Source organism: Pseudoalteromonas sp. C2R02, assembly GCF_018860845.1.
GTDB lineage: Bacteria > Pseudomonadota > Gammaproteobacteria > Enterobacterales > Alteromonadaceae > Pseudoalteromonas.
In genome coordinates this window covers 1-17,693 of record NZ_JAHKQC010000031.1, presented here as the reverse complement: position 1 = coordinate 17,693, position 17,693 = coordinate 1, and the positions used below count along the sequence as shown (strand labels likewise).

The window sequence follows — 17,693 nt, the reverse complement described above, 5'->3', positions numbered from 1 at the left end:
GCTAGATGAAACAGCCATACTGAGTTGCATGATATATGTTGATTTGAACCCTATTAGGGCAAAAATGGCTAACTCTCTGACCGATAGCGATTTTACATCGATTCAAGAACGGATAAAACAATTCGCGTCCTTTAAAAAATAAGAAAAAAAATCGCATAAAAACAATGAAATTTCAGTTCCTCAACAACCATTAAAATTACTACCATTTGGTTCAAGTCAGAATGAGGGTACGATTCCTTTTACTTTATACGATTATTTAGAATTAGCAGATTGGAGTGGGCGACTGGTCAACCCAAAAAAACGCGGTTCAATTTCAGAGAGTGAACCTAAAATATTAACAGTGATGCGTATTGAACAAGATAGCTGGTTTAGCACCATACAATATTTTCGAAGTCAGTATGGGAGCTTTGCAGGATCAAGAGCATCAGGATAAGTGGTATAAAGGCGTAGGTTAGTAATTAATAATACCAAAAGATATTCCCCTCTTTTTGATTAAAGGTGAGTTTTGTTGGCAAAAATTCAGTTATAGTAATCTTTTGACTGAAATTAGCATGATATGAAAAAATAACTTCCTTAGTTTTCACCTCAATTGGTATTTATGATCCAAATTTTTGTGACTAATCATTTTTTAGGACGGCTAAATTTTATGTCTGTCCTTTTAATTTCCTTTTAATTTCAAGCCTTTCAAAAGCATCAGCATATTAGAAAATCAGATGTTTCAGTCTTACAGCAACCCAAACCGTTATTAAAATTCGGCTGTTCAGTAGATAAAAATACACTTTCTTTTACACTGTTTGATTATTTGGAATTAGCTGATTTGAGCATTCGGTTAATCATTCCAAATAAACTTGGTTCAGTTAAAATAATCCAACCTGCATTATTAACTCAATTGAAGATAGAAATAGATACTTGGATAAATACCATTCAACATTTTAGGCGGTAATACGCTAACTTTGAAGATACAAAATTTTCACTAATAAGCTGTGCATTCATATCACCACAGTTGGTATAAAGGGTGTGTTTAGTATTAAATTATAAAAAACATATTTTTTTAACAGCTATGGAATATGTAACAGTGCACTCTCTATTAACTAAACACGTCTACATATAAATACTCAGCCCTTAAAAACGAAAAACCTTAATTAATTCAGTGTATAAAGTGAAATTATTTACCTTTATGGCGTGTATTTAAAGTGCATCGATAAACGAGCTTAGCCTTTTAATACTAAATGAGTCATTTTAATAAATTTAATATTCTGAAAATCAGCAGTACAGAGTTGGGCGTCTAATTTCCTTTAATTTATTTTTAATTTTTACTGCTTAAAGTCAAATTTTAAAATTTACAATTCAATTGTAAATTATTCAGAAAAAGCTAATCAAATACAGATGGTTAATTAACTTTAATTGTAGATGTTTAGATGTCTATAGATCTGAATGATATAATTTCTCAAAACTCAATATTAAAATGTTCTTAACAATTTGTTTACATTCAGGTGTTCCCAATATAGATTTATGGCCAGTGTTAGTACCTATAAAAATACAAAAAGGAAATACAAATGAAAATAAATAAACTATTACCGTTTTTGAGTGTGATGTCATTGTCTGCATTTGGTCAAGCTCCACTGACAGAGGCACACATGTTGAAATATACGTCAAAAGCACAAAAAACGACAATAGGGGCTTCTGCTTCACTGAACCTAAAAATTAATCAGCATTACACTAAATTGAATCAAAACGGTCAAAAAGTATTCACACAAACGGTTTCTCACCCTAATGCAAGTTATATCAAATTACATTTTAAAAATGTTAACTTAGCAAACGGTGCGAGCTTAGTGGTACGTTCAGAAGATGGGCTTGAGCGCTATGAATACAATCAAGCAAACATGAGTGCATCGACAACAGCATTAGGTGATGACGGGGTGAGTTCATTTTATGCTATGTCTATTTCTGCAGATAAAGTAATTGTTGAGTACACGACTTCGGCGGCAAATAATGCACTGGTATTAGATGCGAGCGCTCAGCAGTTAAATCCAGTAATTGATAGCTATTATCATGGTACCGAAAATGAATTATCGCAATCTGTTGCATCAGATGTTGGTATTTACTCTACATGTGGAGAAATGGAGCGCAAAGATGTGCAATGTTGGGCTGAAACTAATCCAACCGAATACGAACGCACTCGCCCAGTAGCACGACTGTTAATGGGGGGATCGGGTTTATGTACTGGCTGGCGTGTTGGCAGTGATAATCGTATGTTTACAAACAACCATTGTGTTGATTCTGCAAGTGGGCTGGCAAATACCGAGATCTGGTTTAATTATCAACATACATCTTGTAACGGTTCGACATTAGATTCCGTGGTAAAAGTAACAGGCAAAGATCTTTTAAAAACTGATTACACGCTTGATTACACCTTATTTAGTATTAATGATTTTGCTAAAGCAGCACCATTTGGTTATTTTGGCTTAGATGTTCGTGATGCAACACAAGGTGAGCGTATTTATATTCCTCAGCATGGTTCAGGTAATCCAAAAGAATTGTCGATCGAATCAGATCAAGATAGTACAGGATTGTGTTCAGTAAATGATGCTAATGCAACAGGTCGTGGAACGGATACTGACCTTGGGTATTATTGCGATACAATAGGTGGTTCTTCTGGCTCACCAGTTTTAGCTGCACAAACTAATAAAGTAATAGCGCTGCATCATTTAGGTGGGTGTACTAATAAAGGTGCAAAGGTGAGTTTAATTTGGCCTCAAGTTGCGAGTCATTTTAATGGCCAAATACCGGATGGTGATAATGGGTCAGATCCGGTTGACCCTGTTGATCCAGTTTTAACCGTTCTAGAAGACGGAGTAGCTGTATCTTTAAACGGCACAACTGGTTCTGAGCAGTTTTTTAGCTTAGAAGTTACAGAAAACAAAGATAAATTGTCATTTAGTACTACAGGTGGTACTGGTGACGCCGATTTATACTTAAAGCAAGGAGCAAAACCATCAGAATCATCCTATAGTTGTCGTCCATACAAAAATGGTAACGAAGAAACTTGTACTGTTAACAACCCTGAAAAAGGTACGTGGTTTGCAATGGTCAAAGCATATCAAGGCTTTACGGGTGTTGCATTGAAAGCGCAAACAACAGTGGCTAATAATTGTGGCAGTAATTGTTTACAAAATGGGGTGTCAAAGAGTAATTTGGCGGGAGATACTAACTCACAAGTTGTCTACACCATCGAAGTTCCAGCAGGTGTTACCTTAAATGTAAGTGCTTCAAACGGCTCAGGCGATGCTGATTTATATGTTAAAAAAGGTGCAGCACCTAGCACAACAAGTTATGACTGTCGTCCATATAAAAATGGTAATAATGAGTCATGTGACATTAGTTCAGGAACTGGTGGCACTTACTTTATTATGCTTAATGGTTACAATGCATATTCAGGCCTTACACTGATAGCAAGTTATTAAGCGATAATAATCACTCTGCAAAAAACTAAGTAAACAAAAACGGTGCTAATAAGCACCGTTTTGTATTTACGTTTTAATGTAATTACTTAATCAAATTACACAGCGTTAAGCTTTAGCTCTCGGATCTAGCGCTTTTGAAATCAAGTAAATAAGCTGCTCTTTGTGCGCGGCGCTAACCGTGTCACCTTTACGACGCTTAATCATATCTTTGATTTCTTTTAGGTTATAACGTGCTAATGCTTGAATACTTTGACCACTTGCACCTTGCTTATTGTTACTTGCAATTTTAATCAAACGGTTAACATATTCACGCTGAAGGTTACGTCTAAAGCTGTTTACATCTTTTTTAGCATCAGCTTTAAAAATTGCTTTGGTTAATTCTGCAAATACTTCATCTAACTTAAACTCGTTACCGTATAGTTCAGTATCTACAATACGCTTTAACACGACAGGGTGTAGTACGTGGTTTAGTACCGACTTTTGTGTGCGTAATGCCATATCGTGGAACTTAGGATCTTCAGTTTTTGAGTAATTAAAGAAGAAACGGCGCTGAATTTGTAAGTGCTGTGCGAGTTCTTCATCAACTGAGAATGCATCTGGTGCAAATACAAAGTCACTGAGTACTTCCATTGCACGTCTTTGCTCTTTTTCTGGCACTGGCGTGAATGGCGTTTTAGCATTTTCTTGACCAGCAAACCCTCGCTCTACATAAACACCGCCGATATAGCGTGATACTACACCAACATTGTTATGATATTCGCGATTGAGTACGGCATAATCAGTTACTAATCCTTGGTAAGATTGACCTTCAACAACTGAGCGTTTTAATATGTCAGACACTAATGTATTTACTTTATCTAAACGATCATTAGCATAACCAATGGCATCATTTGATAAGTCATAAATATTAACGCGAGGATCAATTGCTTTACCTGGCGCACGCATATCATCAGCATCATTACCAAACGCATTTCCAGACTCTGTTGAACGCGCTAATATTTTATCTAGACGTTGTTGCTCGGCTTTTTCATCCTCAAGTGGTGTTGAATAACCATATTCAATAACCCACTCATCGTATGGTCCAGTCATGGTGGTGTAGTAAGAACCTTGCTTTTTACCATTAGGTGCAAAGTTAATAGCAGGGTATTCCATTACTGAGCCAGTTAAAGGTAAATTATCGCTTGGCATAATTGATTGCACTTTATCTTTTGAGTGCAATTGGCTTGAACGCATGTTGTGGTTTAAGCCAAGTGTATGGCCAACTTCATGCAATACAAGGTAATGTAAGTATTCATCAACAAAACGTGACTTGTCAGCGGCACTTGCTGCTGATGCATTCAATGCAGCTTGTCCAAATTGTGCTGATTCTACCAGAGCTGAATGATCCTGATGGTGATCGGCATTATGTGCGCTGTGTTCGCCACTGAATATATCAAGTGCATTTAAACGACGCGTAAAGCCAGATAGCTCAAGCATAATGTCAGCACCTAAAATTTGTCCTGATTTAGGGTTGGCAAAGCTTGGCCCGTAACCAGAGAAAACAACTTTTGGTGATGATGTCCAACGTAATACATTGTAGCGTATATCACCTGCATCCCATTTAGCATCATCTGGTTGTACTTTCACTACCATTGCATTTTTGAAACCCGCTTTTTCAAATGCAGGATTCCAAGCTAGCGTTGCTTTTTTAATGATGTCTCTGTACTCAACTGGCGTGGTATTTTCAATCCACCATACAATTGGTTCAACCGGTTCTGAAATAGCCGCATTTGGATCTTTTTTCTCTAAATGCCAACGGTTAATCACATCACGATACGGTGTTGGATCTTGTAAAGCCGTCATATCGTATTTAGTTTGACCAAAGTAACCCACTCGTGGATCATCAAAACGCGGTTTAAAGTTATTCTCAGGCATAGCAACTAAACTATGGCGAATATGCAAGTTAATGCTTCTATCATCTGTATAAGCAAAGTCTGCTGTGCCAGGGCGTGAAACGCGTGGTCTCATAGGTGCTGCGCTGTCGTAAACGTATTCAATGCTTAAATCAGTATTTTGAGGGTAGTTATGCAGCGCCAAGTATTTTGTTTTATCTTTACTTAACTTACCTAAAGTACGTCTTGAGCCCGGTTTTTGTTTCGGGTTTTTTGACGGCTTTATTTGATCCAGTGCTTCTGTTAAAAAGATACTTTTTGCATCAATTAAAATATCACCCGTTTTTTCATCATGGGCTTTAATTTTAACACTGGCAATAATTGGGCGGTTAATATTCGCATCTTTAGCGCCACTGATTGCATTGTTGGGATCAAAGTAAAAATGTTGGTTTTCAGCACGAATTTCTATACGGTCAAATACACGATTAAATGTGTAAACTGAACTACCACGATAGCCGCCTCTAAAACCAAAGTTTCCTGAGCCATCCATAATTTGAGAAAAATGAATAAATTCGCTGTTTAACTGAGATTCGTTTAGCTGAAGTAACACAGCGCCTGATTTTTTGTTTTGAAATAATTTAAATAGGCCATCATGTTGCGTGTGATCTTTTGTGATTTCAGCAATTGTTTTTTGTTTTTTGTCTTTTTTAGTTTCTGCTTTAGTCGCACTTTTATCTGCTGCAATTGTTGAGGCACTATAAAATGATGTGGTGATACACGCTGCTACACTAAGCGCGAGTACTTTTTTGTTAAATGTCATAATTATTCCTTACGGGTACAGTAACGAAAATATAACTTTTTACACATAAAATAGGTAGTAATGTAGGGTGAATTTCATAAAAAACACGTTAAAAATGACTATTTTTCTGGTGATTAATTCGTTTTAGCAGTTTTTATGTGGGTAATGATATAGTATCACACATATAAATAACCTTTGTTTTTACAATTACCGCTTAAAAATTCCTCTAAATATATTATCTATAACTATTATTTTCATTAAAACGCATCAATTTTGATTAAAAAATGTTTTATTTGAGTTGCGAATTATCCTCTTTTTAGCAAGTAATTGATTGTTATTTTTGCAAGCACATTTGTCATAAATAAAAATCATTATCATTTACATGTCTTGCAGTTATTGATATGTTACAACATATCAAAAGTTGCTGTTGATTTATAAAACTAATCCATAAGACACTTGTAGTTTATGTGGCTACGAAGTTTTAAGTTGCCGGGCACCTGATATTGAAACAGTGATACTAAACATTTAAATGATTATAAATAGGATGAAAACATGAAAGTACTTAGCTCATTAAAATCAGCAAAAACAAGACACCCTGGCTGCCAAGTTGTAAAACGTAAAGGGCGTGTTTATGTCATTTGTAAAGAAAACCCGCGATTTAAAGCTGTTCAAGGTAAAAAGAAAAAAAAGTAATTTTTAAAATTGAATATTAAAAATGTCGTACACACATGTTGTACGACTCATTACTCTATGCAACGCCTACGTACATAAAATTTAACTAAATTAACTATTAAAAGCCGCTTGTCATTTAATTCATTACTCTCAAATTATTTAACTGATGTGATTATTGTTAAAATATAATCCAAACGTCATCCTCAAACGTATAGCACTTAATTAAAACAACATATATGTTCATTTGGATAAAGAGTATTAATGCATTTTTCAAAATCAACAGATAATAGTGCTGTGATATGTCGATAAATTTAGTCTGGTTCAAACGAGACTTACGTTTATCAGATCATGAACCATTGAATAGGGCAATATCTGATAGTATTCGTTCAGGTCGGAAAATACTGCTGTTGTATATATTTGAAGACCTTCAACTAAGCGATAGTCATTATTCAACGCGGCATTGGCGTTTTGTATACCAATCTTTAATGGATATGCAGCAAGCTTTACCTGATCAGTCACTCTGGATAAAGCGCGGTAATGCGCTAGATATTTTTGATGAACTAAATAACAATCTGGATATTAATTGTATTTTTAGTCATCAAGAGATTGGATTAGGCAATACTTATCATAGAGATATTCAATTACAAAATTGGTGTAATTATCATCAAATCAATTGGTACGAGAGCAAAACTGGTGCAGTAATTAGAGGTTTATCAAATCGGAAAACTTGGGACAAGACTTGGTCTGCAATGATGCGAGCTAAAATTGAACCCACCTTAATCACACAGGCTAAATTTGTATTACAACAAGATAAATTTACATGTTTAGAGTCAGCTTGGTTAACCCAAGACACTTTAATGCAACAAGGCGGAGAAACACAAGCTCAAAAAGTGTTGCACAGTTTTTTTGAGCAACGCGGCAAGTCTTATGCGTATTCATTATCTAGTCCGCAATTGAGTCAAACACATTGTTCACGGTTATCACCCTATTTAGCTTGGGGAAATATGAGTTTAAGGCAAGTTTATCAAGCAACATTACAGCACTGGGATCAAGTGGGTTGGAGGCGTTCACTGGTGGCATTTAGTTCTCGGTTACATTGGCATTGTCATTTTATTCAAAAATTTGAAAGTGAACATACTATGGAGTATCAGCATTTAAACCGCGGTTATGACAATTTACCTACAGATACAAGTGCTAACGCAGCATTGAATTTGAATGCATGGAAAAATGGTCAAACAGGTTATCCGCTGGTAGATGCCTGTATGTTGTGTTTAAAGAATACAGGGTATATCAATTTTAGAATGCGCGCGATGCTGGTTAGTTTTTTAACCCATAATCTTGCACTAGATTGGCGATTAGGCGTGAAGCATTTAGCATCTGTTTTTTTAGACTTTGAACCAGGTATTCACTATAGCCAATTTCAAATGCAAGCGGGTGTGATGGGTATTAATACCATTAGGGTGTATAACCCAATTAAGCAATCTAAAGAAAAAGATAGCGAAGCGCATTTTATAACGACTTGGATCCCTGCTTTAAAAGAATTGCCACTGCCTTTAATACATGAACCTTGGCTCATGACTGATATGGAGCAAATTATGTATGGGTTTATTTTAGGAGAAGATTATCCAAAGCCAGTTGTAGATATTGTTAAATCAGGTAAAACAGCTAGAGATTTATTATGGAAATGGAAGAAAAGTGATTTAGTCCAAAAAGAAGGTTATCGAATTATCGCGCGTCATGTGAGAAAGAATTAATACTATGGCACAACGAGAAAATAAATCTAAAGGGAAGGCTGTATTACCTCAAAAACTATGCCCAACTTGCAATAGATTTTTTAGTTGGCGTAAAAAGTGGCAAAGAGATTGGGACAATGTTATTTATTGTTCCAAACGCTGTCGCAAATATTAATACTTGGGTTTAAGTCATTTTATAAACTTATAAAAATGGGTAACGTGGTTTGATAATTTTATTAATCGGTTATTTAATCTGTTTTTTGTTATTTCTAAGATAAATAACAGCTTGAACGCCTTGCTGAACAGTGCGATTATGTAACGTAAGTTTACCACCTTGCTGCTCTAACATATTACGAGATAAACTGAGACCAATGCCTTTACCTGTTTTTTTTGTGGTATAAAAGGGCACAAATAAATCATCAAAATTGCTGATCCCAGCGCCACTATCAATCACCATTATTTCAACGCCGTTATCTTTTTCTTGGCTTTGTAAAAGCACACTTTGACCGGTTTCACTGGCTTCAATCGCATTTTTTATTAAATTTACTAAAACTTGTTCCAGTAAAACTTTATCTGCAATCACCTGTTTTGCCATTATGTCAATTTCAATATGAGTATCGAACAAAGTCAAAATACGATCAAAACACGCTTGTACAGATATGAGCTCTAAATGTACTTCATAATCTTTTGCTAAAGAGGCATAACGATTAACAAAGGTCATTAAACCACTACTGCGCGTGGCAATCACATCTAGCGCTTGGCATACGTCTTTATCTTCAGGTTTAAGCACATCTGTCAAAGATTCAGCTAAAGATTTGATAGGTGAAAGAGAATTATTTATTTCATGACTCAATACACGCGTCATTTTATGCCAAGCTGCTTGCTCTGTTTGATATACGATTTGTTCAATATTAGTAAGTACAACAAGCTGATATTGCTCATTTTTCATTGTAAACTGACTATGCCTTAACTGCCATTTTGCTGTTAATTTTTGATCTTCTAACTGCCAAGGAGATTTATTATTTTGTAGGGTATTTGTTTGTTTAAATCCTAACTTTTGTGCTTGAGTCCCTTTAATATTTTGCCATGGTTGTCCGCACCAACTTGAAAAGGCATCATTGGCATGTTGTAATCGATTAGATGCATCAAATACGCCTATCGGACTGGCCAATTGCTCTATTAGTCTGAGCACTAAAACAGCTTGTTGATCGTATTGATGTTTTCGAGTTTGTAATTCATCTGCCATTAGTGCAACTTCATCACTGAGCATTTTTATTGCACCATGATTAAACTCAGGGTTGGCTCTTAAAGAATAATCTTCTTGGCGCACAGCTTCTAAAACTGAAGATATATTAAAAAAAGGTGCTAACAAGGTTTGCCTTGCTTGCCAAAAAAATATCCCTAAAATAATACAAGTAAAAACGGTTACACTAACAAAAGTAAGTAACGATGCCTGCGTTATAACTAATAGCGCCAATAATAAGCCTATAACAACTAAGGTGAGGCCTATCGCACTAAAGCTAAGAAATTGCTCTAATGATTTAAATTTAAAACGGGTTGCTTTATTATTCACTTTGGTACCTAAATGATCTAAAAGTTAAACTTTTCAAGGCGTCGATAAATTGCACTTTTGCTGATCCCAAGCAATGCGGCGGCATCTTCTACATTATTTTTTGTTTGTGACATGGCCATTTTAAGTAACTTTTTTTCTGCCTCTTCTAAAGTCATGATGCTGAGTCCAGTACCATTATTTTGCTCAGATTGAATAACAGAGTTTTGATTATTCACATCTTTTATACCTGTGTTTTTGCTTGATTTAAAAGCTAATTCATGGGTTTCTATTATGCCAGAATCATTCATTAATACTGCGCGGGCCATCATATGGCTAAGCTCTCTGACGTTGCCTGGCCAAGAATAATGGCATAAATGAGTTTGAGCATCTTGAGTAAGGATCGGTTGAGGTAATTGATATTTTTCACTATGTTGTTTTATGAAATATTCCGCCAAAGGGATAATATCATCGACACGATTTCTAAGGGCTGGTACTTCAAGTTCAATGGTATTGAGCCTAAAATATAAATCAGTACGAAAGGCGCCTTGGTCTATTAAAGTTTCAAAGTCTGCATTTGATGCACAAATGATGCGACAATTGGCTTTATAGGTGTGATTATCACCGACACGTTCAAATTCATTGGACTCTAATACTCTTAATAACTTGGCTTGTTGCGCCAAGGCTAAAGTTCCAATTTCATCTAAAAATAAAGTACCATTATTGGCTGCTTCAAAGCGACCAATGCGATCTTGTTTGGCATCGGTAAACGCGCCTTTTTTATGGCCAAATAACTCACTTTCAAATAAAGTTTCTGTAATTGCGCCAACATTAACATTGATACACTGACCTTTTCGAAGCGATGCGTGATGGATAAACTGTGCAATACAGCTTTTTCCTGTGCCATTTTCACCTCTTAAAAATACTGTCGCATCAGTTTTAGCAATACGCATAAGTTGCTTTCTAAGCTGTTGCATTTCATTGCTGTGCCATAAAAGTGGATTGTGTTTGCTGGGTGAATCAGATAATTGGTGCGGCTTGCTCGGCGCACTTTGTTGGCGTGCAATATCTGCCAATGCTAATTGCTTTTTAACCATCATAACCACCGCATGGTTATCCCAAGGTTTGGCAAAAAAATCTTTGGCACCTAGTTGCATTGCTTCTACAGCGAGATTGACACTAGACCAAGCTGTCATGGCAATGATGGGCGGGCTTGCGTTAGATGTTTGGTCTCGTAAAAAGTTGAGTCCTTCTTCACCTGATGTGGTATCAAACTCATAGTTCATATCAAGTAAAACTAAATCGATGTTATTCTGGCTTAGTAAGTCCTTAGCTGTTGCTAAGTTTTCAGCTTCTAAAATTCTATAGCCATGGTTTTTGAGTAAGAATTTTAGGCTAATTCTTACATCGCCTTTATCATCTACGATTAAAATGGTTTTTACTGTCATGACGTTATCTTTTTTAAAAGTGAAGCTTATGTAAACTGCATTGTTTATTCTAATTTTATGTTTGATTATCAGTTATTTACTATCTAATCAGTATTTTATGTTATCAGCTTTATTTAAAAATACAAAGCTTGGCCTAAAACCATAGGCCAAGCTATTGGTTTTATTCGCTTCTGAGCGCTTTTAATGGGTCGTCTATTACTACTTTTCTAACAGGTAGATAGCAAGCTAAAACTGAAATGCTCATAATGACTGGCAAAGCGATTAATAAAGAAGTTAAATCAAGATTGATATTAGCTTGCCAAAATTTATCATTTAATAAATAGGTGATACATGCAAGAAAACATCCGCTTAATACGCCAATAAACACAGGTTTGATATTTTGCTTAATTACCATTTTAATCACTGTATGTGTATGTGCACCTAAAGATAAATGTATGCCCAGCTCATAACGTCGCATTAATACACTGTAGCTTAAAACACCATATACCCCACCAGCAGCTAAACTTAATGCCAATAAAATGAGGCTGATTGTTAATAATGCTGTCAGTTGTGTTTCTCTTAAACGAAAATCTAACAATTCATTTAAACTGCTAAATTGTGAGATACTTAGGTTAGGATCAATACCTTTGAGCAATGATTTAACTTGTTGAGTTTTTAATGGCGCCGTTGTTTTGATCTTAAAGCCTAAGCGTGTTGGTGAATACGGTAAATAAAATCGTTCAGTCGCATAGCTACTTCTTCGGTCGGGTACATAAATATCACGTACCACACCCACAACAGTTAAAGGTGTATTTATTTCAGTTTGTAATACCTTACCAACCGCTAACTCATCATTAAAAAGACGTTTAGCTAATGATTCACTGACTATCACCTCTGCAGGTGCAGGTTGTTCACCTGATATTGGTGTAAATCCTGTGCCGTTAACAAATTCATGCTGAAGTAGTGCAAAGCTATTTGTATCAAAAAAGCCAACACTAAAGATCCCTAACATAGTATTTTTGGCATCATATAAGTAAATCTCCCAACCCATATGTAAGGGAGTAACAGCTGTTTTAGCAACATCATTGACTTGTGCTTCAGCTCTTAGGGTTGATTTGATTTCATTTGATAAAGTTAAGTATTGTGTTCTTTTAAGGCTACCAGCATCAACACGTAAATAATGGACGTTTTTACTATTAAAACCTATGTCTTGATTTAATCTATTGATTGCTGGCGTTAATACTGATGTAGCACCAAATAATAATAGAGTAGCGAAACCTATTTGGCTAGCAACTAAAACATTACGAGTAAAATGAGATATTTGAGCGCCTGTGCCTTTTCCGCTGCTATGTAAATGGTTGTTAAGTTGTGAATAATCTACTTGTTTTGCACCGATCCAGGCCATAATAAAAGCAATCAATAAGCTAATAAAGGCACTGATGAAGATAGTCATTTCATCAAGCTCTAAACGTTGTAAGCGCGTAAACATATATTGTAAGTCAGCGTCTAACCATACCATGATCCAACCAGCTAAAATAAGACCAAATAAACAAGCTGTTAGACATAATATTAATGCTTCAGCAAACATGCTCATAAATACGTGTTTCGGTTGTGCACCAAGAGCCGCTTGTATGGCCATTACATTTTGTTTTTGAGCAGCACGAGACAAAAATAAATTAGTTAAGTTACTAATCGCGATCAGTAACAGTGTAATCACACCAGCGAGTAAAATGAGTGCCATATCTGTGCTACGGGCAATAATTTTTTGTTTCAGAGGTAAAAACTGCGCACCTATGCTGGTATTAGCGGCGACACCTTCTCTTCCTTGATATAAGGCATTTATTTGTGGGCCAAGTTCACTATTTGCTTGTGTTAAACTCACGCCTGGTTTTAATCGCGCAATACCGTTTATGCCTCCTGTGATACTATCCCAATTTGAAGTAAGAGAGACTTCTTCATCAAAACTGATGAAAGCATCAACTGGAAAACTGCCAAATACTTCAGGAGCAACAAAATCTTCACTTGTTACACCTATTATTTGATAGCGGCTTTGTCCTAATTGCGTATATTGCCCTACGATATCAGATTGACCTTTAAAGTGTTTTTGCCAGCTTTTATAGCTTAAAATAATCACTTTTTGCTTATCATTAATGCCCTCATTGTCATTGAAATATCGTCCTAAATGCATGGCAGGACGAAGTAGACTAAAGTACTCAGGGGTAACGCGCATACCATCTAAATACGGGGCTTGTGCTAAATCTGTTAATCTATCACCAAATAATGACATCAGTGCCATTTCATCTATCACTGTATCATTGTTGTAAATGTGAAATTGCGCAGATAGAATTTGAAAACCGTATTGCGTTTCGCCATTGATGGTTTCACTTTGATCAGTTGTTATTAAATTGTCGGCATTTGGGTAAGGCAGTGGTTTACTCAGTACTAAATAGTTAATATTTAGTACTACAGCCAGTGCAGCTAACGTTAAAGATAAAGTAGCAATAACCGTAAAACTAAAGCCTGGTAACTTAAGTAAGTTGATAAATGCGAGCTTGATGTCTTGCTTAAAGAAGCTTTTAATTAAATTCATACTGCCAGCTCCATTTTTAGCTCATCAGCCATAATGCCATCAAGTAAATGCAGTTTGCGTGTCGAAAAATCAGCATAGCGAGGGTCGTGTGTTACCATGCAAATGGTTGTACCCGAACGGTTTAATTCTGCCAACATTTGCATAATAGCATCACCATTTGTTGAATCTAAGTTACCTGTTGGCTCATCTACTAATAGAATATCAGGATTGTTAACAAGCGCTCTTGCAATGGCAATGCGTTGCTGTTGTCCACCAGATAGCTGATTTGGTTTATGTTGTGCTCTGTGACTCATTTTTACTTTTTCAAGACACTCTTTTACGCGATTATTCACCTCTATATCGTTTAACGCATCCGCTCTATACCTTAAAGGCAGTGCAATATTGTCATAAACGCTCAGTTCATCAATTAAATTAAAAGATTGAAAAACAAATCCGATATGTGCATTGCGCAATGTGGCACGTTCATTAATTGTTAAAGCACTGGCATCTTGTCCTGCGAGGATAAATTGACCTGATGTTGGTGCATCTAATAAACCCAGCAAAGTGAGTAGGGTGGATTTACCACAACCTGAGGGCCCAGAAATTGACACATAATCACCATCAAAAATCTCTAAGTCGACACCTTGTAGGGCATGGGTTTGCATCTCGCTAGTTACGAAAGTTTTAGTGATCCCAGTCATTTTTAGTTTGCTAATTTGATTCATTTTGATTCCTTTATTTTTATAGATTTTTATTTAGCGATTACATCAAAGTTAGGGTCGAATGTGCTTGCCAGCGAGACATATCCGACAGTATAAACTGCTCAGCAGCTTTAGCACCGGAAATGATTTCAATTTTATCATGGGTTTGCGCACCAAACTGCAATTTGATCTGTTTGGCTTCATCGATACTTTGATTTAATCTGAAAAGGTGAGCACTTTGGTCTTGTTCAACACCGATCGGTTTATTGATATAAAGTACATTCTTGCGAAGTCCGGTATCTATTTTTCCTTGGATATTTAACTCAGGTCTCGCGTTGTGTGTTAAAGCACTGTTTAAAACCACTTCAACTTCAACACTGCCATTGTTGATCACGGGATCAATTCGGCTTACAACGCCATTTATGATCCCACCTCGGGTATCTATTGCGACATTTTGTGACAGCTTAACTTGCTGCATTGTTGACTGAGGTACACTTAAAAGGGCGTACAATTCATCTGTACTACCAACCAAAGCCAGTTGTTGGCCAAAACTGACGCTTTGTCCTATCTCAACACTTAAAGATTGCACGACTCCTGTGATCCCCGCTGTTACCGTTAAAGCGTGAAATTGTGATTGCGCTGCATTTTGAATTTCTTGTTGCGCATCGATATTGGATTGTGCAATTTTAAGATTGGCAATATGCAACGCTCTGAGCTGTTCAATACGTTGTTGCTCTATTTTTAATCGTCTTGTTAATTGGCGATGCTCTAATAAACTGCGCTGATAATCGATATTAGAAACAATGCCTTTATCAATTAGTTGTTGTTGTGCGTTAACTTCAAGCGCTGCGCTCTCTAAAGAAGAACGTAAAGTTTCTAGTTGTGCTTTTTGCGCAAGTAACTCACGTTTTTGATTGATTTCAAGTTGAGTGAATTGATTTTGACTTTGATTAACGCTGCGTTTGGCCTCTGAGAGTGCTTGCGATATCAGTGGATCGGTTAATTTTAGTATTACACTGCCAGATTCGACCAAAGCACCTGGCTTTAATATAATTTCATCTACTGTAGCATTACTTTTAGCTGTTAATAGTCGAGAAGTTTTTGATTTTAAACGACCATATGCAGATACATGTAATTGTAAATCGCCACGTTGTACTGTACCGGTCCAGATATCATTCTTGTTTACTTTACTCGCACCACTTGGTTGTAATACAAGCCATAAGATGAGCGAAAATAATATGATTGAGAGGCTTGCCCACTTTAGCCTATTTGATTTTTTATTCTGAGTTACTTTAACGTCCATCTGATATTCCTTACTATCAAGTATGAAATATCTACTTCAAGTGCTGTGCCAAAGTGTAAGTTGTTATATTTAAAGGGATTTTATTGAATTTATATTTTATTTTTTAATCTGTTTTTACGAAATCGACAAAAATTCCCGAAATCAAAAAGATCAATTATAAATGAATTGATATAAAGTCGATGGAAAATATTACAGAGTTTTGTTGGCTAAACTACTTAAATGGAGGATGCAATCAAGTCATACAGTTGCTAGTAGATAAATACTGTTATAAACGTAAATTTTATGTGATTTAAAACTCACTTTTACCTGATTGAATATTCTCATAAATTGCAATTCCGGCTGCCCTTTTTTGTAAAGTGGACCGCGCGTCGTTGGCTGTTTGGGCATCAAATGAATTAACTTGTTGTTCATTAGTTTTATTGTCATTTTGTGTGCTTGAAGTATAAAAATCCTGGGATTCTTGAGAGATTTGTACATAAGTATCGAGTGTCTGTTTTTGAAGATTAGTTTGGTAAACTGCAATTCCTACATCCACAGATTTGTCTTTGATTGCTTGATTAGATGCTTGTATATCATCTTTATTGATAGGTGTACCTGATTGTTTGGCATCAATAACTTCTATCATAGTATTTCGTTTAATAGCCTTTTGCACTACATCTATATAATCACTTGCACTTGAATTGATTGTTGTCACTTTAATACCATAATCTTTTTTAAAACACCATTTAATTATAGTACAAAAATCATACTTTTTGTGTTGATACACTTTTTTACCATGGTTTAACTTTATAACAATTTGTGGAATTTAAACAATTGATTTTTATATTAATTGCCAGGTTTTTATTTAGTAAAAGCCAAATTTAGTTGCATCTCTTCTCGTTATTAAATGTTGAAAAATTTAAAAATCACCCTTTCTTTGTATGTATTATAGGCACGAATAGTTTTATATTTTTCTTGGATAATAAAAACATGTCAAAAATAATAAAAAGGAAAAATTATGAAAAAGATAATTACAGTTGCTAGTGCAGCAGGATTTACTCTACTTTCATTTGCAGCAACAGCTGGTTATTGGGATTTTGCTATATATAACTACGTTGATGATAGCGGTAAAGTTGTAGGCACATACTATAGGCCTTGTTTTGAACGTCCTGGTGTATTGCAGGGCGAAAGAACAAATAAAAAAGTATTGGTTGAGACTGGCACTTGTAGATAAATAAAATAATATTTGATGTCAATATAACTTAGGAATCATTATGAAATTAACAATAAAAACAGGTTTAATTGTTGTGCTAAGTATTTTAGGTACATCTGCTGCTTTCGCTGCTTGGTATCCAAGTAATCATCAAGAAAGGCAATATTATCATGATGCGGCTAAAACACAGCATGCAGGACATACCATTCAATGGTGTAGTGGTCGTTTTAGCAAATATGGCCAGATCACAGAACATTATACAATTGAAGAAAACTTTCCTTGTAGAGGTGATGGCTTAAATTAGTTATTAATAATTAAAGTCTATTTAGGGCCTAACCATTTTCAGGCCCTTTATATTTTTATGTTAATAAATATCATATGTGGTTAGATATCATCTAATATCTAATATCTAA

At 35.6% G+C, this 17,693-nt stretch carries 13 protein-coding genes; 6 read left to right on the top strand and 7 right to left on the bottom strand.

Features of this window, described 5'->3' with window-relative positions; genetic code table 11:
• Positions 1-1,556: 1,556 nt before the first annotated feature.
• The gene (locus tag KO527_RS26280; RefSeq protein WP_216040581.1) at positions 1,557-3,464 is read left to right on the top strand and encodes a serine protease; all 1,908 of its coding nucleotides are present in this window, start codon (positions 1,557-1,559) and stop codon (positions 3,462-3,464) included.
• Between the two features lie 105 nt (positions 3,465-3,569).
• Here KO527_RS26280 and KO527_RS12200 read toward each other — a convergent pair whose 3' ends face one another.
• Positions 3,570-6,155, bottom strand: a complete 2,586-nt coding sequence (locus KO527_RS12200) for a zinc-dependent metalloprotease (protein WP_216040580.1) — start codon at positions 6,153-6,155, stop codon at positions 3,570-3,572.
• Positions 6,156-6,686: 531 nt separating this feature from the next.
• Here KO527_RS12200 and ykgO point away from each other — a divergent pair.
• The 3 genes from ykgO (at position 6,687) to KO527_RS12185 (ending at position 8,714) form a co-directional block, all read left to right on the top strand.
• The gene (gene ykgO / locus KO527_RS12195) at positions 6,687-6,827 is read left to right on the top strand and encodes a type B 50S ribosomal protein L36 (protein ID WP_042148530.1); all 141 of its coding nucleotides are present in this window, start codon (positions 6,687-6,689) and stop codon (positions 6,825-6,827) included.
• Between the two features lie 278 nt (positions 6,828-7,105).
• Entirely contained in the window at positions 7,106-8,560 is a 1,455-nt protein-coding gene (locus tag KO527_RS12190; RefSeq protein WP_216040579.1) for a deoxyribodipyrimidine photo-lyase, read from the top strand.
• Between the two features lie 4 nt (positions 8,561-8,564).
• Positions 8,565-8,714, top strand: a complete 150-nt coding sequence (locus KO527_RS12185; protein ID WP_216040578.1) for a DUF2256 domain-containing protein — start codon at positions 8,565-8,567, stop codon at positions 8,712-8,714.
• 69 nt (positions 8,715-8,783) lie between these two features.
• Here the strand turns inward: KO527_RS12185 and KO527_RS26390 are convergent, their stop codons facing one another.
• The 6 genes from KO527_RS26390 to KO527_RS12155 all read right to left on the bottom strand — a co-directional run bounded on the left by KO527_RS26390 (position 8,784) and on the right by KO527_RS12155 (position 16,782).
• Entirely contained in the window at positions 8,784-10,112 is a 1,329-nt protein-coding gene (locus KO527_RS26390) for a sensor histidine kinase (protein ID WP_216040577.1), read from the bottom strand.
• A 17-nt stretch (positions 10,113-10,129) separates the two neighbouring features.
• Complete coding sequence (locus KO527_RS12175) at positions 10,130-11,536, bottom strand: sigma-54 dependent transcriptional regulator (protein WP_216040576.1); 1,407 nt, start codon at positions 11,534-11,536, stop codon at positions 10,130-10,132.
• 160 nt (positions 11,537-11,696) lie between these two features.
• A complete protein-coding gene (locus KO527_RS12170; RefSeq protein WP_216040575.1) occupies positions 11,697-14,105 on the bottom strand; it encodes an ABC transporter permease in 2,409 nt (802 codons plus the stop codon).
• Positions 14,102-14,809, bottom strand: coding sequence for an ABC transporter ATP-binding protein (locus tag KO527_RS12165; protein WP_216040574.1), 708 nt, complete (start codon positions 14,807-14,809; stop codon positions 14,102-14,104). Before KO527_RS12165 ends, KO527_RS12170 begins: the two co-directional genes overlap by 4 nt.
• Before the next feature lie 37 nt (positions 14,810-14,846).
• Positions 14,847-16,088 (bottom strand): HlyD family efflux transporter periplasmic adaptor subunit, encoded by a 1,242-nt coding sequence (locus KO527_RS12160; protein WP_216040573.1) that lies wholly within the window; start codon positions 16,086-16,088, stop codon positions 14,847-14,849.
• Positions 16,089-16,377: 289 nt separating this feature from the next.
• Positions 16,378-16,782 (bottom strand): hypothetical protein, encoded by a 405-nt coding sequence (locus KO527_RS12155; RefSeq protein WP_216040572.1) that lies wholly within the window; start codon positions 16,780-16,782, stop codon positions 16,378-16,380.
• Between the two features lie 303 nt (positions 16,783-17,085).
• On the opposite strand from KO527_RS12155, the gene KO527_RS12150 reads away from it, so the two are divergent.
• Both KO527_RS12150 and KO527_RS12145 read left to right on the top strand, forming a co-directional pair.
• Entirely contained in the window at positions 17,086-17,301 is a 216-nt protein-coding gene (locus tag KO527_RS12150; RefSeq protein WP_216040571.1) for a hypothetical protein, read from the top strand.
• A gap of 40 nt (positions 17,302-17,341) precedes the next feature.
• On the top strand, positions 17,342-17,584 hold the full coding sequence (locus tag KO527_RS12145) for a hypothetical protein (protein WP_216040570.1): 243 nt from the start codon (positions 17,342-17,344) through the stop codon (positions 17,582-17,584).
• Positions 17,585-17,693 lie beyond the last annotated feature (109 nt).